The organism is Butyricicoccus pullicaecorum (assembly GCF_002160355.1).
Taxonomy (GTDB): Bacteria; Bacillota; Clostridia; order Oscillospirales; family Butyricicoccaceae; genus Butyricicoccus; species Butyricicoccus pullicaecorum.
Window position 1 is genome coordinate 34209 of the sequence record NZ_NFKK01000020.1, and the last position, 17234, is coordinate 51442.

Consider the following 17234-nt stretch of genomic DNA (forward strand, 5'->3'; position numbering starts at 1 on the left):
AGATCATCGACCTGCTCGAAGACGACGACGAATAATGTGGGGCAGCATCCGGGGATATATTCTCCGGATGCTGCAAATTGTTTTAAGAATCTGAAAATGGTGATCCGTGTTCAAACAAATTTTCAGGAATCAGCTTTGCAGCAAGCCGGTATAAAGCTTTGCGAGCAAGCAAGACTTCTTGTTCTTGTAAGTAGTATTGTATGACAAGACGTGCACACTCTGCGGAATCTGTGGAAGATACGACTAAATTTTGTGAAATTTGGGTCTGTCCTTCGAAATATAAATTGTGATCTTTTTGCAAATTTGTAACGTATTCTATCACTTTGTCATCCGAATAAAAGCCGGTTGAGCTGTTCTTTTGCTGAATATATTGGTCTACATAGTTCAGGGTGTTGTTATCTTTAGCGGACGATTGCAGTAGATTGTTTACTCGGTTTGTCAAGCGACGCTTAATTGGCAACAAAGATGCATCATAAAGCAGCAGAGTACTGAGTGAATCCATGCGCTTGGTCAATGAAGTGTTTGCTGGAAGTTCATGATTGAGCCAAGAGACAGAATGAGGGATACAATGGTCAATGTGGTAGCGGATCAGACCGCCTAATTGATCAACACAGTCATCATAGGCTGGAGATAGGTTGAAAGTATAGGGGCTTTTTGTAGGAGCTTTGGGCGAAGACGTTTTGAAATGCGGAAAACGGTCAAAGTGGGTGAAGACGTAAAAATTGAATTTGGCATACTCGCGGTCATCTGGAGGCAACACATCGAGTAAATAGTCGAAGAGTTGAATGTCCAGCAGGATTTTTTTGGTACGATTGTACTGGAAATCGTCAGGAGACTTTTTCTGATCGCTTGGAGCGTACTTCTTGGGCATGAAGCGAAAAGATTGGAGCTTGCCATGTGCCAGTTTGGATGTAGCTGCTGTAAAAAGGTGCCAAAAGACGAGCGGTTGAATGGCAGATGGAAGCTTAGAAACACGAGTATATACTTGGTCCAAGATTTCCAGATGGTAGGGATTGACGGATTCGGGGAGATCCTTGCAGTAGGCTTGGTCTCGGAGAGAGTGTGTGTACGCACGGAATAATCGAGACAGGTCATGAATTACATCGTAATATGCGGCTTGGGGGATGTGTTCGCGCTTATTGAGTTTAATTTCGATTATTTGATTAGAAAGGGGATCTTTACTGTAACGGCGCAAATGCCTTCGGCGTAACACGCAGGATTGGTATAAGCTGATGAGATTTTTTTTCAACTCATCGAACGTTTTGTCGAGATTTTCGGTAAATATCTCACCGTGCGAGAGAACGGTCAGACTTTGCTGATGTTTGATATAATCAATCAGAAAACGGGATTGGATTTTCTCTATTATGTGATCGGGAATATTTTGCTGTTGCAGCCAGTGCGTGAAGTATTCTCTCGCGTCTACTTCGTACGATGGGAATGACAGCGTAAAAAGTTCGTCTCGTGTGTGTTGGAGTTTGGATTCAAGTTCCGTTGGTGCTTGAGAAATCGCGCTGTTAAATTTTTGGATTAGATATTCGTGCGAATAGAAGTAGTGAGTTGGATTCTTCGCCAGATTATGCAAAGCAGGCAGGGTTGGGCCTTGAAAAAAACCGCTTAGGTTGCTGAATAAAAAGCAACGATCGCTGATGAGCCTGAAAAAGCGGTTGACCGTTGGCACATAGTCTGGAAGTTCGGACGAAATGCAAAAGCAAGTTTTGTCCAGAAAGTGAGTGAGTTTTTTGTATTCCGTGGTATCATGCCAATCGTGCCAGCGCTTAGACATCTGGTCTGCGTTTTTGGATAGCTTGGCATTGATGGTACGCGGTGTATCATGAACACCGCGTGGGGTGTTGAGTACGAGAAAGCTGTCGGGAGCTTCGCGAATGGCTTGAAGCATAAGCTGCTGCCAAGCGCTGGACGGATTGAACTGCTCCAATTTCCAGAAACGAGAACTTAAATTCTGCATGCACATAGGATCACCTAAAATCAATGAATTCCACTTTTGTTGAAAATACTACTATATTATTATGAATTGAGCGAATATACGGATGCAAAAGATTTTGTTATGATAATGGCAGACGAGGCAAGAGCCTCGAAACAAAGGAGGGGCAAAAATGCTCACTAATTTTGAAATCAAGTCGGAGCCGGATAATATTAAGGTATCGGAGGGCGTGAAAAAGTCCAAGAAGGGCTCTTCGAAAAAACTGAAAAAATTGGAAAAAAGAATGAGAAAGTGCAAAAAACGCTTGAAGAAATGCGAGAAAATGGGAAAAACTCAGCAAGAAATTGCATTTTTGCTTCAGCAGATGACGATGCTGATGCAAAAAATGGACACGCGCATTTCCGATATGCCGCGCGGCAGTCTGCCGGAGGGCAAGGCACTCATTCCGGGCTGGTGTTATGTGGTCGAGGATGGTGAAAAACATGCAAGCAATTCATGATTCGGTATTTTCCATACGAGAAAATGTTGGATTATTTCACAAAAAACGAAAAATTTGCAACTTTACACCGAGAATTCGTCGCGTTTATCGGACAGAAGATGAAAGCGCGTTGCTGGAACTTGAAATTCGGCTCGGGGCTAGCGTGCATGAACGGGTTGTTCGGTTTGAAGAATTGGCGTCTTTTGACTTTGAAAGCTCATTTATGGGTGCGATTTGTGCCGATGATCAGGGAAAACCAACACAGCGTCTGGTGGTTCAGTATCTGCGCGAATGCCTGCACGAGAACCGAGCCCAGCAGTCTGCCGGCCTCTATATTACAAGAGGCGGATGGCACGAAATAGCCGGGAAATGGTGCTTCGTCGCAGGAAATACCTTACTTGGGCAGTGCGGATCGAACGATGTTGGTCTTGACTTGGAACTCAAGCAGAGGCATCTTGCTTGCGGGCCGGAGCCTCTCGATACCGCAGAGTCGGTTGAGTTCCTGCTCCGGCTTTTCCAGCAGCACAGCGCGGTGCGCATACCAACCTTCGCGTTTACGGTAGTCACTGCGCTCCGTTCCGTCCTTGAACAGGAAGGGATACCGCCCGTGGGAGTGTTGTATCTGGATGGACCGCAAGGAGTCGGCAAAACGACAGTGGCAACGGATTTTTGCACGCTCTACGACCAAAATGGACGAAAATCGGATGTTTTCGATGCCAGCAGCAGCGACAGTGCAATCTTGGATGCTTTGGCAAGTGCCAAAGATCGGATTGTCTTGCTCGACGATATTTGCAACGAGAGCGATGCAGCTGACAAGCGGAAGCGCTTGGCACTTGCGGCTCATAGCGTTCGCATAGCGGTCAACGATACCGATCGTGGACGGCGGCGCGGATGGAAAACCGAACAGGTCAGATGTCGGGCTGGGTTGGTCATTACGGGCGAATTTCCGTTGCGCTCTGCTTCAGAGTTGACGAGATGTATCCGTATACCGATTATGAGTCGCATGACCGGCAGAAGTGCTAGTGATCGAATGCGTGCAGCTGCATCATTGGCGGGGTACTTGAGCTGGTTTGCGGAGCATATGACGGATGAACGTGCACGTCTGCGGGAAGAATTTGACATGTTTTGTCGTGAATCCGCTCGGAGAAGAGAAGAACGGTTGCAAAAATCGCTTTGGCAGTTGGCGTGGGGATTCGACAGCTTCCTGCGCTTTGCGCTGGAAATACGTGCAATCGATTCGTCATGTCGGGATGCAATGCGCGAGCTGCGTGATGAGATTCTGGTCGATATTTTCCGCGAGACAGCTGCGTTGATTGAACAGACGTGGAGTGCTGACATGAGGAATCTTGCCGAAGTCATTGCGACTGGAATTGCAAAAAGGCAGTTGTCAGTTACACGACGCAGGGGATGTGTATGCGTTCCGTTGCAGACGTTGATGGGATATTTGCAAGAGGTATCGGCCGGGAAAATTTGCAATGAGCGTCAAGTGACAGCTGCATTGCGGCAACAGGATTTGCTGTGTATGGATCAAACCGGAAAGTCAACATGCAAAGTCCACGGACAGCGCATGCTGCGAATTTATGAAAATAAGCTGAAAGCGAGGAAAAATCATGAGTTTTGCAATTGAAATGAAGGATTGTGATGAGAATATGACAGGGAAAAAGGTGCCTTTGCCGGAGATTACGAGCTACGATCAACTTCCGCTCGTACTGACCGTGCAGGACGTTGCGCGTGTCCTCAAGCTGGGAGTTGGTATGGTCTATGAACTACTGCGATCGGGAGAGCTGCCCAGCCGTCGGATTGGTGCACGCGGTCAGTTCCGTGTGACACGTTCTGATCTCATCCGTTACATCGAGGGCGAGAGCTTCGCCGGATAATAAGGACAGGCCCATCCGAAAGGATGGGCTTGCTTTATGTTGAAACTAAAAAAGGAAACAGTATAGCTATTATTATCATAGCACGGGCCGGTGGCGTTGTATACACAAACTTTAGAGGAGATATGATCGAGAAAACAAGTGAAAAAATAAAACCTGACGCACACAAACGTCAGGTTTTACGGAGTTTTTAGCTTTTATCTGGTCTGAAATTATGGAATATCATGCGTCTGATCGAGCACAGAGGCAACGCGCGACACTACATTTTCGTGCGTGCCGTCCAGAATATGGGTGTAAATCGAAGAAGTCGTTGCAACGGTACTGTGCCCGAGTGCTTTGCTGATGTCGTACAGGGTTGCACCTGACTGGTTGGCCAGTGTGGCGAATGTATGGCGTAACCCATGCAGCGTTAGCGGTGGCAGGTTGTGCTCCTGCACGAATTTGGTGAACAATTCCGATAGGTAGTTGGGTTTGTACGGGTGTCCATCACTCCAGACCAGCACCAGATCGGTATTGTGATACTCCTCGCCGAGAAAAGCGCGATCATCTTGCTGTCGTTCGTATTCTCTGCGCAAGGCATCTTCCAATGGTGCCGGCATATGCAGCGAGCGGGTGGAAGATACCGTTTTGGTTTCCTTTTCGATGATTTTGCTGCCGGCAGTGGTGCGAGCACCGCGAATGTGCAGCACGTGGTGTGCAAAGTCCACATCTGACCAGTGCAGACCGCAGTACTCCTCGCGGCGCAGGCCGAGGTAGGCTGCGAGCTTGATGACCAGCTCCAAGCGATGCCCTTCGGCGCACTGCAGCAGATGTGCCAGATCCTGGGGGGAGTAGAAGTGCCGCTCCGGGGTCTTGGTTTTGGGAGCTTCGACGCGATCGGCCGGATTGGTTGCGATCATCTGTTGACGGACAGCGATATCCAAAGCAGTGCGCAGCAAATCGTGGTGCTTGCGTACGGTATTGGACGACAGCGTGGTTTTGGTCAGCAAATCGGTATAATAGCGCTGAATTTTTTGTGGTGTGAGGGATTGAAGCTGGATTTTCCCCAGACGTGGTACCAGATAATTTTCGATCATGTTGCGGTATCCATAGACCGTAGTCTCGGCGCGATAGGGACGCACGATATTTTCCAGCCAGTAGCGCAGCCAGTCAGCGACTGTGGTTTGCCGGGGCTGTACGACTTCGCCGCGGTCCTTTTTCACCTCATGCGCACGCAGCGCTTTGCGTGCTTCGGTGATCGTGGAAAAGGTCTGTGTTTTCTTGATCTGCTTACCGTTCGTACCAAAGCCGAAGTCCAGATTGACATAGAATTTCTTACGGACATCGTCATAGGAGATGTTTCGCTCCACGCGCTTTCGAGCCACTTGTACCTCACCATCCTGTGTATTTTCGGTACTTTTATTGTATCATAGTGCAGATTCGATATCTACCAGCCACATCTACCAAAAATAAATCCGCAACTTTTCTGCGCGTAAAACCACGAGATAACAAAAAATCCCACCTGAAATCAGGCGGGATTTTTTGTGTAAATGGTGGAGACGAGGGGAATTGAATCCCTGTCCAAGTTATTAAATAGAGTAATAGCTTTCTTTTAGGCGTGTTAAAAATGCGCATTTGCGTTATATTATCCATTATCCCGGATGTGAGCATTTGGGCGAATGAAAATAAGTGGGTTAAAAAGTGGGTTATTGTTTCGCCAAAATCTCGGTGAATAGGTTGTCGATCTGCTGGGCGGTCTGCTGCAACTCGCCGCGCAGCTCGTGACCATAGACTCCAAATGTGTCCATGTTTTTAGAGTGACCGACAAGCGGGCGGATTTGTCCCTCAGACAGATTTTTTGCAATCGAGATAAATGTATGGCGCATCTCGTAGGGAGTCGTCTGTGGAATCTCGTTAGCCGCGCAGTATCGCTGCCATGCCCGTCGGTATGTCTGCGGATCTACCTCGCCAAAGACTCGGTCGCCGTCAGCCTGCGCGCGCTGCTGGTCAAGGATATGGGCAGCGGTGGGGGACAGGAAAAAGTGCCGGACTGCGTTTTCGTTTTTTCCGGTCGTGATTTCGTGATAGGCATTGAGTGATCGGCAGACAAAAACCTCGCTGCCTCGGATATCTTGCCAGCGCAGGCCCAGCAGCTCACCCGGGCGCAGGCCGGTGAGCACCTGGAACCGGTAGGCATAGATGAGCGGATCGGGGAGACGCTTGCCGCGCTTCATGGTTGTGCTGACTGAAAACAAGACCGCCAGATGATCGGGCTGGAGGATGACCTTTTGCGCGCTGCGTGCGCCTTTGGGAATTGTAATATTTTCGGGCAGTAAGGTGGTCGCCTTGCGTTTGCGGCAATACTTGATAAAGCTAAGCAGCGTTGCGCGTAGGTTTGTAAGCGTCTTTTTTGCAAGGCCCTTTGCGTAGGCTTTGTTGATGATGTTTTGCAGGTGTTGCTCGTTCAGATCGGAGACCTTACGCCTGCCGATTGTAGGCAAAATCCAGTTGCGCCCAAACGCATCAGCCTTGATCCAGTTGCTCTTTGAAGTCGTTTCCTTGAGCATATCAATGTAATCGGCAAAAAGCCGGTCTATGCGTGCGCTGGTATCGGTGATGTTATCATCGAGCCAGGCGTCCGCTTTGGCGTTGCATAGACGCTGCCCGGTGCGGCCGGGGGTCGAACAGGTGAAGGTGCGCCGCTCTCCGTTTTTCTGCACTTTGATTTGCCAGCGGTTATAATTTTCCAACCACTTCGCTGTATTTGTGCGGCGCATGGTATCCTCCTTTCTTAAAAAACAAATATATGTTCGGTTGATGACGTGATATTTTTCCCGCCCCGGTGACAGGGCGGGAATTTTTATTTTGCCATGATATTGAACATAATGCTGTCTTCATTCACAATATAAGTCCAGCTTGAAATATCTCCCAAAGACCTTGTTGTCGCGGGTTCAGTAACATTCGTGATGTTGAGTTCAGTCATAATTCGGTTTCCGATTTCCTCGTCTGGCTCGAGCAATCCAAGCAGACCGCCCATTGCATAACCGATGCGACTATGCAAATCATCTTGGCCACTGATTGGCGCATATAAATATACCTGACAACATTTTTGCGTCGCTGTTGTCTCTCGCAGAGTCAAACTGATTCCAGCGCCCAAGTCATAGGTGTATGCGGTGCATGCCGGAATCAAATCATCATCCTCGGTATTTTCTACACTCGGTTCTGATACCATTGCATCAGAAAATTTACTTTGCATAAACTCTTTCAGCGAATCAGAAAGAGTCGCAGCCGGAAAATCAAACGTAACGAAATTTGGATATTTTTCTTCCAAAGAGGCGGTGTCGGCCGGTGTATCCGGAGTCGTTTGTGCCGTGGGCGTTGTATCCTGCTGCGGTGTGGTATTCCCGCAAGCAACCATACAGCACATGGCAAATAGAGCTAAAATCCCTGCAACTACTTTTTTCATAAAATAACCCCCTTGTGTCCAAATTGGACACATTTTTATTCTTCACTGGTGATTGCCTGTATCTGTTCATCGATATTGACAGGCACGATGGTTAAGGTTAGATCCACAAGCTTTCCAGTATTGGGATTCACAGCACCAGCGAGTTTAAAGGTAGCGTCTCCAATCGTAGTTTTCGGAGAATTGGCATAATCGGCAAGATTTGTCTTTACCCATTCTTGTGCACTCGGCGAATCCGCAGTATCATATGGCATGCTTGCGCAATAGCTGAGGTATGATTTCGCAAATTCCAGTAAATCTTCGTCCGCCGCAACCTGATAACTAACGACCGAAAAAACGGCCATAGTGATGGATTCATCTGCATCCAAAGACAAATTATATGACATAGAAACGCCTGTACCAGCGATTTCGGTTGATGACGAGCAAGATTTTGCACTTAGACTGGTATCTGCTGCGTCTTCGATTTCTCCTTTTGGAATTCCGCCAGCATCTTCTAGGCCAATCCGGATATCTGCGGCATTAGAGCCTGGAATACCAACAAGGGTCGTGGGCTTGGTTTCTTCCTCTTGTGGCGTGGTCTGCTCGGACACTTCTGCGGAAGCATCATTATTTGTGGTCACTTCCTCGGCAGAATTCGTACTGGACGGCGAGCCAGCACAGGCTGTAAGGGCACATACAAAGCAGAGTGCCAAGATCCATGTCATTACCTTTTTCATAAAACAACCCCCTTGTGCCCAAATTGGACACATCTAATTTATTTCATTGTAGCTTGAAAAAACATTTTTCCATCTGCGGTGTCATAAATCAACTGGTAGTCTACGTCATCAGCTGTATAGGTGTCATTATGAGATTGTAGGAACAGAGCCGGGTCATCTAAACTCAGGGCATCCACTACCGACTCCATGTTTTCGGAATCAATGGAAGCAAGAAGAATTCCAGACATATATCCATAAGTTGCATATTCACTGTAATCCGTGGAACTGAACAGAGATGTATCACAATAAGCGCAAGCTTCTAATACATTGCCTGAATCGTCGCTGCATGTGTAAAAATACAGTCCCGGCTGTACGGTATATCCGCGATATGTGTAGTCACCCCATACCGCATTACTTTCGACCTGTTCAGAACTGGTTTGTAAATCTTCTTCAATATACCCGGCAGATGTAAGAGATTCAGACCACTGAGCGACCATCTCTTGCTCAGGGTTTACGGATGTATTCGCAGAAGAGCAGCCCGCCAAAAGTAGCATGATACTGCACCATGCTCCAATCCAGCGCTTTTTCATAAAATTCCCCCTTGTGTCCAAATTGGACACATTTTTTATTTTAAAATTTTGCTCTCAGTTCTACGACCTTACCCAGGATATTGACTGGCAGCTCCATGATCTCCTCATTGGAGTAGTACATGGGCTCGTAGGCCGAGTTGGACGGCACCAGCGTAATGCCGTTTTGATGACGCTTTAACTTCTTGATGGTCGCACTGTCCCCGTTGACCAGGGCAACGACGATGTCACCACTGTCAGCGGTTTCCTGCTTGCGGACAATGACGACATCCCCTTCGGAGAACTTAGGTTCCATGCTGTCGCCCTTGATGCGCAAGGCGAAGAACTCACCACGGCGTGCGGTTTCTTCGTCGATCTCCTCGTAATCGATGATGTTCTCGACAGCCTCCATCGGATAACCGGCGCGGACATCGCCCAGAACGGGAATGCGAACACCTTTTGCTTTAGAGTCGGTGGCATTTGTTAAACTACCGCTCAATAAGTAGTCGGTAGACACTTGAAAAAGTGCTGCAATTTTTAACTTCATATCATCGCTTGGTGTCCTTGCGCTGCTTTCATACTGCGACAAGGTGCTGTTACTGATATTGAGTTTATTTGCCAGCTCGATTTGTGTCATGCCGGCATTGGTTCTTAGTGCTCGGATTCGATCACCAATTCCCATTTCAGCATCACCTCATTTCTGCTATATTCTCATCTTGTGAAGATCATAGCACAATATTTGCAGAATGAAAATATAACTTTGCAAAATGTGAAATATACTATTGACTTTTGCTAAGTGTGAACCTATAATAAGAGCATAATATTTGCTATATGTGAAATGAGGTGAGATGATGAGCAAGTTAGAACAGCTGCGAAAAGAAAAAGGAATCGGACAGTCTGCCTTTGCTGAAAGCTTAGGAATTGCAAGTTCGACCTATTGTCAGTATGAAAAAGGGGCAAGAATGATTCCTGTATCAACGGCAATCGAGATTGCCAATCTGCTGTCTGTGAAAGTAGAGGATATTTTTTTACCTGTTAAATTCACAGTTAGCAAATGACGTTTTGATGAGGAAAGGAGATGAAAGAATGAGTCTTGCTCGGGTTGAAATTCATGCAGAGGAGTCGATTGCTTCGGTTATGATCGACGGCAAAGATGTTTCTATGGAGATTTCAGAAGTTGTCTATCGGCATAAGGCTGGAGAAATTCCCACGTTAACAGTTACCTATTTGGTACAGGAAGCGGAAATACAAGCAGTTGGCAGCGTGGTGGTAAAAAAGCCGCGAGGCTCCATTGATGACCTATTCGGACGAGGGAAGGAGACATCTGTATGACGAACAAATATGAACCGCAGGATAATGCCTACAAGGAAAAGCATGAATTAGAAGTGATTGCCAGTGAGATCGTAGACCTTCTGCGTGAAAAAGACCTTATCATCTGGCAGGCAGAAGAAGTGCTCTCTATCGCAAAAAATAAAATTCAATGGTCGAAATTGAGATAGGCGGCAGTGGTTGCTGCCGCCCAATGCTTACTCAGTAATCGGTTGATTACATACAGAGCTTTCAAACAAGTCTTTGAGATTATCGAACTCAATACTTACCCACTGACGCGAATGGTCAGTTGCATAGCTTTGAAGAATTTCAGCAGAAAAAACGCGAAACTGGTGGAGCAGTTCCGGAATTTCGTCGTGATAAAGTTCTTCATTGCACCAGTAAATTGCTTCTGCTGCACATGCTTTTGCTGTGACAGAGTTTGCATAAGCAATAGCAGCAGATGGGTTTTCAGGGGCGTTCTCGGTTTCAGTGGAATACTGGTGCGCATACTTTGCATCAAAATATGCATCATGCATCAAAGACAAGAAAGCCTTCTTTACATCATTCACAAAATCACCTCCTTTCGCGTTTATCATACACGAAAAGGAGAGTATATGCAACTAATAGACCTGTTCGGACGAGGAAAGGAGACCTCTGTATGAAAATTGTACTGGAAGGAACGACAAAAGAAATTGCCGCTCTCGTAGTAGCGATACAAGAGCGGCAAGATGCGTTAAAGGTTGAAGATGTGATTACTCGGTTACAAGAATCTTTGAGAGAACAGCATAAATAAGCTCGTCTGTGTAAGCTAAGGATTCGGTATAGGCGAACATAGCGAGCTTGTCGTAGCTGATTCTACCATCTTCATTGCTGAATTTAGCCAGAGCGTCTTGGATGTTATTCATGGTTTTAGCTTTGACATCTTCGACCGCCTGACTAAAGCAAGCATCAAACTCTTGTTTATTCATTTTTCACACCTCCTTTCGCGTTTATCATACACGAAAAGGAGAGTATATGCAACTAATAGACCTGTTCGGACGAGGAAAGGAGTAACACATATATGGCAAAGCCGTTTAAGGAGCTGAGAAAGCTCATGTATGCCGAGGGCATCGACCAGCGCAGTTTGGCGCGGCAGCTCGGTAAGGGGACGACCTATGTGTCGTCCCGTATTCGGGGTCTGGCCCCGTGGGATATGCTGGACGTTTATGCCCTGTGCGATCTGTTTGAGATCCCGGCGGGCGAGATCGCCGTTTATTTCCCTCGCGAGGATGTAACCCCTCGTACATCTCAAGTATAACACGGAACGGAGGCACAAACAGGATGAAACCGAGCCGTAACATCTACCAAACCGCGCGTGAGCGTGCCGGAATGACACAGGAAGCGGCATCCGACCGGCTGTACATATCGACCGAGAGCCTGCGCATGTATGAGACCGGCCGCCGCCGTCCGTCGGACGAAATGGTGGTCATGATGGCTGAGCTGTACCGCGACCCGGCGCTGGCGTACCGGCACCTCAAGGCCAGCCCCGCTGGTCAGATTCTGCCCGAAGTGACTGAGCGCTCGCTGGAGCAATGCACCATGCGGCTGTTCCGGCTGCTGCGCAATTTTGCCCGGGAGGGTCGCGTCGAGACGCTGCTGGAGATCGCCGAGGACGGCATCATCGACGAACGCGAACGCCCGATCTATGACAGCATCATGGACGAGCTGCGCGAGATCGTCGCCGCGTCCCTGAGCCTGTCCCTGACCGGCGCAGGGCAAGAAAAAACGCCTCACCAGTCTGCAAACTGGTAAGGCGTGTGAGCGTTTGGAATACACTCGATCTAAGCAAATCTAGTGTACTCCAAACGAGGGAAAAAGTCAACAAAAAGCCGTAAAATCAGCCGGAAAAGGTGTAAAACAAGACCGGCTGGTCGCGGCGTGCCTAAATGGAGGAGTACACAACATGAAAACAGTATGCAAAGTCGCCGCCATCGTGTGTATGGTGGCCATTTTTGGACAAGTCGGTCGGTGTGATACCGGGGACATTGGGCTGCTGGCGTGCCTCGCGGGTGTGATTCTGTGGAGCATGCTCGGTGCGCTCTTCCTTGCGCTCACCGGTTGGCTGGAACATGTGAGGTGAACGTGTGCAATACGCATTTGATATGGATTTAGCCCAGCAGTACGGCGTGCCCGAGGCCATTTTTGTGCATCGCCTGTACTGGTGGGTGCGGGACAACGCGGCCAACGGCAGAAACTACCGCGACGGTCATTATTGGACGTATGACAGCCTGAATGCCCTGACCGAGATTTTCCCGTGCTGGTCGCGGCGACAGATTGAGGGCATCATCAACAGATGCCGGGAAAAGGGATTGATCCTGACCGCAGCTTACAGCCAGGACAAGCGAGATCGCACGACCTGGTACACGGTCACCGAGACCGTCATCCAGGCATACGAACCCATTCCGACCGCTTCCCCAAAACGGGGAAATGCATTTCACGAAATGGTGAAATGCAATACACCAAACTGTGACAATCATTTCACCGAACGGGGAAATGTATATAATGAGCACTTAGAAGACCAGTTAGAAGACGAGAGAGAGGGCGCGCCCGCGCAGGAAGAACCGGCCAAACCGGCCGAGGACGGGCGCAAGGGATACGGTGAGTTTGGCAACGTCCGACTGACCGACGACGAGATTGCACGCCTGACTGCTCGCTGGACACCGAACCAAGTCGCTGCCGAGATCGAAGCGCTGTCGGCCTACATGAAGTCTGAGGGCAAACGTTACCGCGACCACTATGCAACTTTGCTTCGCTGGCTCAAGAAGGACTATCCGCCTGCGCAGCCCACCGGCCGGGTGCTGATTGACGAGGACTGAGACCATGGAAAACCAAGTTTCACAACGCATCTACGACGCGGCGGTCGCCGTGATCGGCTCGGTGATGATCGACCCGAGCGTATCGGGCGACGTGTTCGCAGCCCTTCGTCCGTCCGACTTCCTGGCCCCGACCTATCGCACGATTTTCGAGGCCGAGCAGCAGCTGTTCCTCGCGGGCAAGCCCATCGACCCGGTCGCGGTCAGCGCGATCATCGGCGACGAGTACCGGCCGGTCATCATGGACGTCATGGAGCTGACGCCGACGGCGGCCAACTGCATGGAATACGTCCGGCTGCTCAAACAGGAGACCCGGCTGCACCGCCTGCGCATGCTCGGGGACAAGCTGGCAAACGCTGCGACACTGGACGAGGCCGCAAGCGTGCTTGAGCAGGCCGGTCAGTTGTCGGCGAGCAGCACGGGCATGACCGCGCTGTCCCTTCAGGACGGTTTCGCACGGTTCTGCGAGCGGCAGGCGCAGCCGGTTTCGTACATACGGTTCGGATTTTCGGGGATTGACCAGCTGGTCTACGCCGAACTCGGTGATTATGTGCTGCTCGGTGCGCGTCCCTCGACCGGCAAAACCATGCTGGCCTTGCAGGTGGCCGCATACCTGTCCCAAACCTATCGCGTAGGCTTTTTCTCGCTCGAAACCAAGGACGACAAGCTCATTGATCGCTCGATGGCGCACCTGTTCGGCATGAATTACGGCAAAATCAAGCGTCATGCACTGGGCGAGGCCGACTGGCGCATGATTGCTACACAAAAGGGCAGGCTGACCCAGTCCAATCTGGACATCATCCAGGCAACCGGCCGCACGGCCGAGGAAATCGCCTCGTTTGCCCGTTACAAGCGGTATCAGGTCGTGATCGTGGACTACATCCAGATCGTGCGCACCGCGCACAAGGGGTACAGCCGCGAGAATGACGTCGCGTCTATCTCCAACACGCTGGCGAACTTTGCCCGCGATCACAAGGTCATGGTGCTGGCGCTCGCGCAGCTCACCCGCGATCAGGAAGACCAGAAGAGCAAGACCGTCCGCGCACCTACGCTGGCATCCTTTCGCGAGTCCGGTTCGCTTGAGCAGGATGCAGACATCGCCATGCTCATGTACCTGTCCGAGCCGGACAACCGTGCGTCCGACCGCGTGCTCAGACTGGCAAAGAACAAAGAGGGTCAGGTCGGCAAGGTCATGCTGGCTTTCCATGGCGACAAGCAGACCTTCACCGAACGCGTGATCGATGATAACACGTTCCGGCATGTGTCGGACAAGCCGCCCGAAGTGGGCAAGCCGGACACATGGCAGGACGTATCCCTCGCGCAAATCCCGTTCCCAGAATTCCAGCAAGGAGGCAAGCATGCGCAAACCCAAAGAATGTAAAATCATCCAGCTGACCTTCAATCCGGCATCAGGCAGGGGAACGGTGACCGGGCACGTTATCCGATACATCAAAAAAGGCCCGGGGCGCGGCTATGTGGTCGCACAGTACCGCGCCCGGGTCAGGGATAACAGCTGGTCTAGGCCTATCCGTGAGTGTTTCCCGGTCGTGAACGGTAAGATTTTGGACATTATCGGTCGAAAAACCATCATAAAACCCGTCAAGAGAAGGAGAAAAGCGAAATGCAAGTCATCAGCATTGTAAATTTAAAAGGCGGCGTGGGCAAGACCACGACCGCCGTCAATATGGCCTATGAGCTGGCCGTCCACCATAACCGCCGGGTGTTACTCATCGATGCCGATCATCAGGGCAACGCGAGCAAGTTTTACGGAGCGCGGGCGTCGACCGGCAGTCTGGCCGATCTGATCGAGGGACGCGCGGCGTGCTATGTCGATCTCGTCCAGCCCACCAACTACCGCAACCTGGATGTGCTGCCGTCCGATATGAGCCTGTTATCTGCCGATCTGTCGCTGGTCGCCGCAGGCGGCAGCGCGCGCCGGTGCCTGTCCGATCTGCGCGACGCCATCATGGAGGACGGAGCCTATGACTGCATGGTCATTGACTGCCCGCCGGCATTCACGGCGGCGTCGGTCAGCGCGATTGCAGCGTCAACCGACATCATCATCCCGATCAAGCTGGACTACTACGCCATCGATGGAATGCGTGAGCTGGTCAGCCAGCTGCGGCAGATCCAGACGATCACCGAGGTACATATCGCGGGTGCGCTGATTACCCAATGGCGCAACACCGATGTCATCCGGCAGGGTGAGACCTGGCTGCGCATGCACGAGCCGTGCCCGGTGTTTGACACCCATATCCGGCGCACCGATGTCGTGGATAAATCGACTTACTGGCGCAAGCCGCTGGCCGAGTGTTCGCCCCGATCGGCGGCGACTGCCGACTATGCAGCATTTGTCCGTGAGTTTTTGGGAGAGGAGGACACAGACCGTGGCACGCAAATTTGACCTTGCCGCACTGATGGGCGATGTGTCCAATTTGGACACACCTGAGATCGTCACACAGCAGATCCCGTTGGCGCAGATCGAAACGAATGACCGCAATTTTTACGAGGTCGAGGACGTGACAGAACTCAAAGAGTCCATTGAGCTGATCGGCCTCAAACAGCCGCTGGTCGTACTCGAGGTGGACGATACCCATTACCGGTTGATCGCCGGGCACCGACGGTATAAAGCCCTGACCGAGTTGGGCCGTCAGAGCGCGCCCTGCGTGGTGCAGCGTAATCTGACTGAGACACAAGAGCAGCTTGCGCTGATCCTGACCAACTCGACCGCACGCGAGCTGACCTACTTGGAAAAAGCTGAGCAGGCTGTGAGGCTCAAGCGGCTGTTCATCAAACGCCGTGAGGAGGGCGCAGAGCTGCCCGGGCGCATTCGGGACATGGTCGCCGAGGCCATGCAGGAGAGTGCGAGTAATATCGCGCGTATGGAGACCATCGACAAGCATCTGGTCGGGGACTGGAAGCGAGCACTCAAGAAAGGACGCATCAGCGCCTCAACCGCTTACGAGCTGTCCAAGCTGGGCAAGGAGGCGCAAAAGCAGCTCAAAGAGGCGCTATCCGATTACACCGCGCCGACCGCCAAAGTCATCAAAACAGCGGGCGAGATTGTCAAGGATTACCCGTTCGCCCCGCTGGTCTGTCCAGAATTGTCCAATAGCCCGTGCACTCGCTACAAAGATCGTGCCGCCATGGTTGCGGTGGGTACTTGCCCGGGCTGCTGCCATGCGTGCGACCACACCGAGGACTGTCCAGCCCTGTGCGGTGTGTGCAAGAAGCAGATTACCGACGCACAGAGACAAGCCGAATTGCGAGAGACCGAGCGTAAAGCCGACGAAGCATATCAGCACTCAGCGTACCGGCAGGCGCAGCTTTCCATCCTGGACTGGGCGAAAGACCCGAATCTGGATGAGGACAACGAACTGCCTGCAAGAGTCAGTCAGACCGTGCGCAGTCTGCGCCGCATTACCAATCTGACCCGTCTGACGTGGATACCCTCTCTGGATGATCTGTTTGCGCTGGCGGACACGCTGGGCATCACTTTTTCCGAACTGCTTGGCTTGACCTCGGAACTGCCGCCCTGTACGTCTGAGTGGCACAAGTACCCGACTGACGCGCCGAACGACGGCGAGACCGTGCTGTGTCGGTATGGCCACAAAGGCAATTTCCGGGTGCTGCTCTATCAGGACGGGGCATTCGGTGAGCAGTTAAACAAAGAATTTGTCCCAATGCCGTTTGAAGTGAGTTATTGGACAAGAGCATATCCGGAGGCGTAGCCATGACATTGCAAGATTGCAGCAAGGATGAACTGATTCACTTTATCCAGACAGAATGCCTTGTGCCAGATAGTCGTCGCTTAGAGTTAAGGGTGTATCAATACCGCGAAGATCAGTATTTTAGACGCCTTATTGAAGCACGAGAACGCATCAGCAATTTATATATACAGCTTGCCGGATTGCTGCCAGAAATTTCCAAATCCGAAGATGCAATAAAGCAAGCTAGGGAAATTTCGGAACAGATCAAACGTGAACAAGCACAGGCTGCACGCTATGAACAAAAATATCTACAAGCTCAGAGGAGAGTTGACGCATGCTTAACAAGGTAATTTTGATGGGTCGC

At 50.6% G+C, this 17234-nt stretch carries 25 protein-coding genes; 15 read left to right on the forward strand and 10 right to left on the reverse strand.

All coding sequences use genetic code 11. From position 1 onward, the window contains the following. Nucleotides 1-82: 82 nt before the first annotated feature. The gene (locus B5F17_RS12595; RefSeq protein ID WP_087374331.1) at nt 83-1966 is read right to left on the reverse strand and encodes a hypothetical protein; all 1884 of its coding nucleotides are present in this window, start codon (nt 1964-1966) and stop codon (nt 83-85) included. Nucleotides 1967-2171: 205 nt separating this feature from the next. Here B5F17_RS12595 and B5F17_RS12600 point away from each other — a divergent pair, with 205 nt between their 5' ends. From B5F17_RS12600 to B5F17_RS12610, 3 genes are read left to right on the forward strand one after another with little or no spacing between them, the layout of a single operon-like run. Then, nucleotides 2172-2441: a hypothetical protein gene (locus B5F17_RS12600; RefSeq protein ID WP_143287740.1), complete on the forward strand. Its 270-nt coding sequence runs from the start codon at nt 2172-2174 to the stop codon at nt 2439-2441. Then, nucleotides 2425-4047 carry a P-loop NTPase family protein gene (locus tag B5F17_RS12605; protein ID WP_087374335.1) on the forward strand — a complete coding sequence of 541 codons (1623 nt, stop codon included), beginning with the start codon at nt 2425-2427 and terminating at the stop codon, nt 4045-4047. Before B5F17_RS12600 ends, B5F17_RS12605 begins: the two co-directional genes overlap by 17 nt. Further along, nucleotides 4031-4297 carry a helix-turn-helix domain-containing protein gene (locus B5F17_RS12610; RefSeq protein WP_206396736.1) on the forward strand — a complete coding sequence of 89 codons (267 nt, stop codon included), beginning with the start codon at nt 4031-4033 and terminating at the stop codon, nt 4295-4297. Before B5F17_RS12605 ends, B5F17_RS12610 begins: the two co-directional genes overlap by 17 nt. A gap of 209 nt (nt 4298-4506) precedes the next feature. On the opposite strand, the gene B5F17_RS12615 is transcribed toward B5F17_RS12610, so the two are convergent. From B5F17_RS12615 to B5F17_RS12640, 6 genes are all read right to left on the reverse strand, one after another. Beyond that, the gene (locus B5F17_RS12615; RefSeq protein WP_242968765.1) at nt 4507-5643 is read right to left on the reverse strand and encodes a site-specific integrase; all 1137 of its coding nucleotides are present in this window, start codon (nt 5641-5643) and stop codon (nt 4507-4509) included. Nucleotides 5644-5979: 336 nt separating this feature from the next. Beyond that, nucleotides 5980-7050: a tyrosine-type recombinase/integrase gene (locus B5F17_RS12620; RefSeq protein WP_087374339.1), complete on the reverse strand. Its 1071-nt coding sequence runs from the start codon at nt 7048-7050 to the stop codon at nt 5980-5982. A gap of 83 nt (nt 7051-7133) precedes the next feature. Further along, nucleotides 7134-7739, reverse strand: coding sequence for a hypothetical protein (locus B5F17_RS12625; RefSeq protein ID WP_087374341.1), 606 nt, complete (start codon nt 7737-7739; stop codon nt 7134-7136). A gap of 35 nt (nt 7740-7774) precedes the next feature. Beyond that, complete coding sequence (locus B5F17_RS12630) at nt 7775-8452, reverse strand: hypothetical protein (RefSeq protein ID WP_087374343.1); 678 nt, start codon at nt 8450-8452, stop codon at nt 7775-7777. 38 nt (nt 8453-8490) lie between these two features. Continuing rightward, nucleotides 8491-9021 carry a hypothetical protein gene (locus B5F17_RS12635; protein ID WP_087374345.1) on the reverse strand — a complete coding sequence of 177 codons (531 nt, stop codon included), beginning with the start codon at nt 9019-9021 and terminating at the stop codon, nt 8491-8493. A 40-nt stretch (nt 9022-9061) separates the two neighbouring features. Continuing rightward, complete coding sequence (locus tag B5F17_RS12640; RefSeq protein WP_087374347.1) at nt 9062-9679, reverse strand: LexA family protein; 618 nt, start codon at nt 9677-9679, stop codon at nt 9062-9064. A 169-nt stretch (nt 9680-9848) separates the two neighbouring features. Between B5F17_RS12640 and B5F17_RS12645 the strand changes: the two genes are divergently transcribed. The 3 genes from B5F17_RS12645 to B5F17_RS14890 are packed head-to-tail and all read left to right on the forward strand — an operon-like array spanning nt 9849 to nt 10496. Further along, entirely contained in the window at nt 9849-10055 is a 207-nt protein-coding gene (locus tag B5F17_RS12645; RefSeq protein WP_087374349.1) for a helix-turn-helix transcriptional regulator, read from the forward strand. Between the two features lie 28 nt (nt 10056-10083). Next, complete coding sequence (locus B5F17_RS12650) at nt 10084-10329, forward strand: hypothetical protein (RefSeq protein ID WP_087374351.1); 246 nt, start codon at nt 10084-10086, stop codon at nt 10327-10329. Then, nucleotides 10326-10496: a hypothetical protein gene (locus B5F17_RS14890; protein WP_162608181.1), complete on the forward strand. Its 171-nt coding sequence runs from the start codon at nt 10326-10328 to the stop codon at nt 10494-10496. Before B5F17_RS12650 ends, B5F17_RS14890 begins: the two co-directional genes overlap by 4 nt. A gap of 27 nt (nt 10497-10523) precedes the next feature. On the opposite strand, the gene B5F17_RS12655 is transcribed toward B5F17_RS14890, so the two are convergent. Beyond that, a complete protein-coding gene (locus B5F17_RS12655) occupies nt 10524-10877 on the reverse strand; it encodes a hypothetical protein (protein WP_087374354.1) in 354 nt (117 codons plus the stop codon). An 89-nt stretch (nt 10878-10966) separates the two neighbouring features. Between B5F17_RS12655 and B5F17_RS15250 the strand changes: the two genes are divergently transcribed. Beyond that, nucleotides 10967-11101, forward strand: coding sequence for a hypothetical protein (locus tag B5F17_RS15250; protein ID WP_275532130.1), 135 nt, complete (start codon nt 10967-10969; stop codon nt 11099-11101). Here the strand turns inward: B5F17_RS15250 and B5F17_RS12660 are convergent. After that, entirely contained in the window at nt 11061-11276 is a 216-nt protein-coding gene (locus tag B5F17_RS12660) for a hypothetical protein (protein ID WP_087374356.1), read from the reverse strand. The two genes, B5F17_RS15250 and B5F17_RS12660, sit on opposite strands and share 41 nt — an antisense overlap. A 92-nt stretch (nt 11277-11368) precedes the next feature. Between B5F17_RS12660 and B5F17_RS12665 the strand changes: the two genes are divergently transcribed. After that, nucleotides 11369-11605: a helix-turn-helix domain-containing protein gene (locus B5F17_RS12665; protein WP_087374358.1), complete on the forward strand. Its 237-nt coding sequence runs from the start codon at nt 11369-11371 to the stop codon at nt 11603-11605. A gap of 23 nt (nt 11606-11628) precedes the next feature. Beyond that, nucleotides 11629-12099 carry a helix-turn-helix domain-containing protein gene (locus B5F17_RS12670; protein WP_087374360.1) on the forward strand — a complete coding sequence of 157 codons (471 nt, stop codon included), beginning with the start codon at nt 11629-11631 and terminating at the stop codon, nt 12097-12099. A gap of 130 nt (nt 12100-12229) precedes the next feature. Here B5F17_RS12670 and B5F17_RS14895 read toward each other — a convergent pair whose 3' ends face one another. Next, nucleotides 12230-12418, reverse strand: coding sequence for a hypothetical protein (locus tag B5F17_RS14895; protein WP_162608182.1), 189 nt, complete (start codon nt 12416-12418; stop codon nt 12230-12232). A 31-nt stretch (nt 12419-12449) separates the two neighbouring features. Between B5F17_RS14895 and B5F17_RS12675 the strand changes: the two genes are divergently transcribed. From B5F17_RS12675 to B5F17_RS12700, 6 genes are read left to right on the forward strand one after another with little or no spacing between them, the layout of a single operon-like run. Further along, nucleotides 12450-13163: a hypothetical protein gene (locus B5F17_RS12675; protein ID WP_143287741.1), complete on the forward strand. Its 714-nt coding sequence runs from the start codon at nt 12450-12452 to the stop codon at nt 13161-13163. A 4-nt stretch (nt 13164-13167) separates the two neighbouring features. Beyond that, nucleotides 13168-14541, forward strand: coding sequence for a replicative DNA helicase (locus B5F17_RS12680; protein ID WP_087374364.1), 1374 nt, complete (start codon nt 13168-13170; stop codon nt 14539-14541). Further along, complete coding sequence (locus tag B5F17_RS12685) at nt 14519-14803, forward strand: hypothetical protein (RefSeq protein ID WP_087374366.1); 285 nt, start codon at nt 14519-14521, stop codon at nt 14801-14803. Before B5F17_RS12680 ends, B5F17_RS12685 begins: the two co-directional genes overlap by 23 nt. Continuing rightward, nucleotides 14782-15564 carry a ParA family protein gene (locus B5F17_RS12690; RefSeq protein WP_087374368.1) on the forward strand — a complete coding sequence of 261 codons (783 nt, stop codon included), beginning with the start codon at nt 14782-14784 and terminating at the stop codon, nt 15562-15564. The genes B5F17_RS12685 and B5F17_RS12690 overlap by 22 nt, the downstream gene beginning before the upstream one ends. Then, complete coding sequence (locus tag B5F17_RS12695; RefSeq protein ID WP_162608183.1) at nt 15548-16891, forward strand: ParB/RepB/Spo0J family partition protein; 1344 nt, start codon at nt 15548-15550, stop codon at nt 16889-16891. Before B5F17_RS12690 ends, B5F17_RS12695 begins: the two co-directional genes overlap by 17 nt. A 2-nt stretch (nt 16892-16893) precedes the next feature. Beyond that, nucleotides 16894-17220, forward strand: coding sequence for a hypothetical protein (locus B5F17_RS12700; protein ID WP_087374372.1), 327 nt, complete (start codon nt 16894-16896; stop codon nt 17218-17220). The last annotated feature ends 14 nt before the right edge of the window (nt 17221-17234 follow it).

Bases quoted from the DNA above. Each gene is read 5' to 3' on its own strand.
- B5F17_RS14895 (WP_162608182.1), bottom strand. From the start codon at position 12,418: ATGTTCCAGCCAACCGGTGAGCGCAAGGAAGAGCGCACCGAGCATGCT.
- B5F17_RS12670 (WP_087374360.1), top strand. From the start codon at position 11,629: ATGAAACCGAGCCGTAACATCTACCAAACCGCGCGTGAGCGTGCCGGA.
- B5F17_RS12610 (WP_206396736.1), top strand. From the start codon at position 4,031: ATGAGTTTTGCAATTGAAATGAAGGATTGTGATGAGAATATGACAGGG.
- B5F17_RS12620 (WP_087374339.1), bottom strand. From the start codon at position 7,050: ATGCGCCGCACAAATACAGCGAAGTGGTTGGAAAATTATAACCGCTGG.
- B5F17_RS12630 (WP_087374343.1), bottom strand. From the start codon at position 8,452: ATGAAAAAGGTAATGACATGGATCTTGGCACTCTGCTTTGTATGTGCC.
- B5F17_RS12625 (WP_087374341.1), bottom strand. From the start codon at position 7,739: ATGAAAAAAGTAGTTGCAGGGATTTTAGCTCTATTTGCCATGTGCTGT.
- B5F17_RS12640 (WP_087374347.1), bottom strand. From the start codon at position 9,679: ATGGGAATTGGTGATCGAATCCGAGCACTAAGAACCAATGCCGGCATG.
- B5F17_RS12680 (WP_087374364.1), top strand. From the start codon at position 13,168: ATGGAAAACCAAGTTTCACAACGCATCTACGACGCGGCGGTCGCCGTG.
- B5F17_RS12650 (WP_087374351.1), top strand. From the start codon at position 10,084: ATGAGTCTTGCTCGGGTTGAAATTCATGCAGAGGAGTCGATTGCTTCG.
- B5F17_RS12700 (WP_087374372.1), top strand. From the start codon at position 16,894: ATGACATTGCAAGATTGCAGCAAGGATGAACTGATTCACTTTATCCAG.
- B5F17_RS12605 (WP_087374335.1), top strand. From the start codon at position 2,425: ATGCAAGCAATTCATGATTCGGTATTTTCCATACGAGAAAATGTTGGA.
- B5F17_RS12675 (WP_143287741.1), top strand. From the start codon at position 12,450: ATGGATTTAGCCCAGCAGTACGGCGTGCCCGAGGCCATTTTTGTGCAT.
- B5F17_RS12690 (WP_087374368.1), top strand. From the start codon at position 14,782: ATGCAAGTCATCAGCATTGTAAATTTAAAAGGCGGCGTGGGCAAGACC.
- B5F17_RS15250 (WP_275532130.1), top strand. From the start codon at position 10,967: ATGAAAATTGTACTGGAAGGAACGACAAAAGAAATTGCCGCTCTCGTA.
- B5F17_RS12645 (WP_087374349.1), top strand. From the start codon at position 9,849: ATGAGCAAGTTAGAACAGCTGCGAAAAGAAAAAGGAATCGGACAGTCT.
- B5F17_RS12660 (WP_087374356.1), bottom strand. From the start codon at position 11,276: ATGAATAAACAAGAGTTTGATGCTTGCTTTAGTCAGGCGGTCGAAGAT.
- B5F17_RS12685 (WP_087374366.1), top strand. From the start codon at position 14,519: ATGCGCAAACCCAAAGAATGTAAAATCATCCAGCTGACCTTCAATCCG.
- B5F17_RS12595 (WP_087374331.1), bottom strand. From the start codon at position 1,966: ATGCAGAATTTAAGTTCTCGTTTCTGGAAATTGGAGCAGTTCAATCCG.
- B5F17_RS12665 (WP_087374358.1), top strand. From the start codon at position 11,369: ATGGCAAAGCCGTTTAAGGAGCTGAGAAAGCTCATGTATGCCGAGGGC.
- B5F17_RS12635 (WP_087374345.1), bottom strand. From the start codon at position 9,021: ATGAAAAAGCGCTGGATTGGAGCATGGTGCAGTATCATGCTACTTTTG.
- B5F17_RS14890 (WP_162608181.1), top strand. From the start codon at position 10,326: ATGACGAACAAATATGAACCGCAGGATAATGCCTACAAGGAAAAGCAT.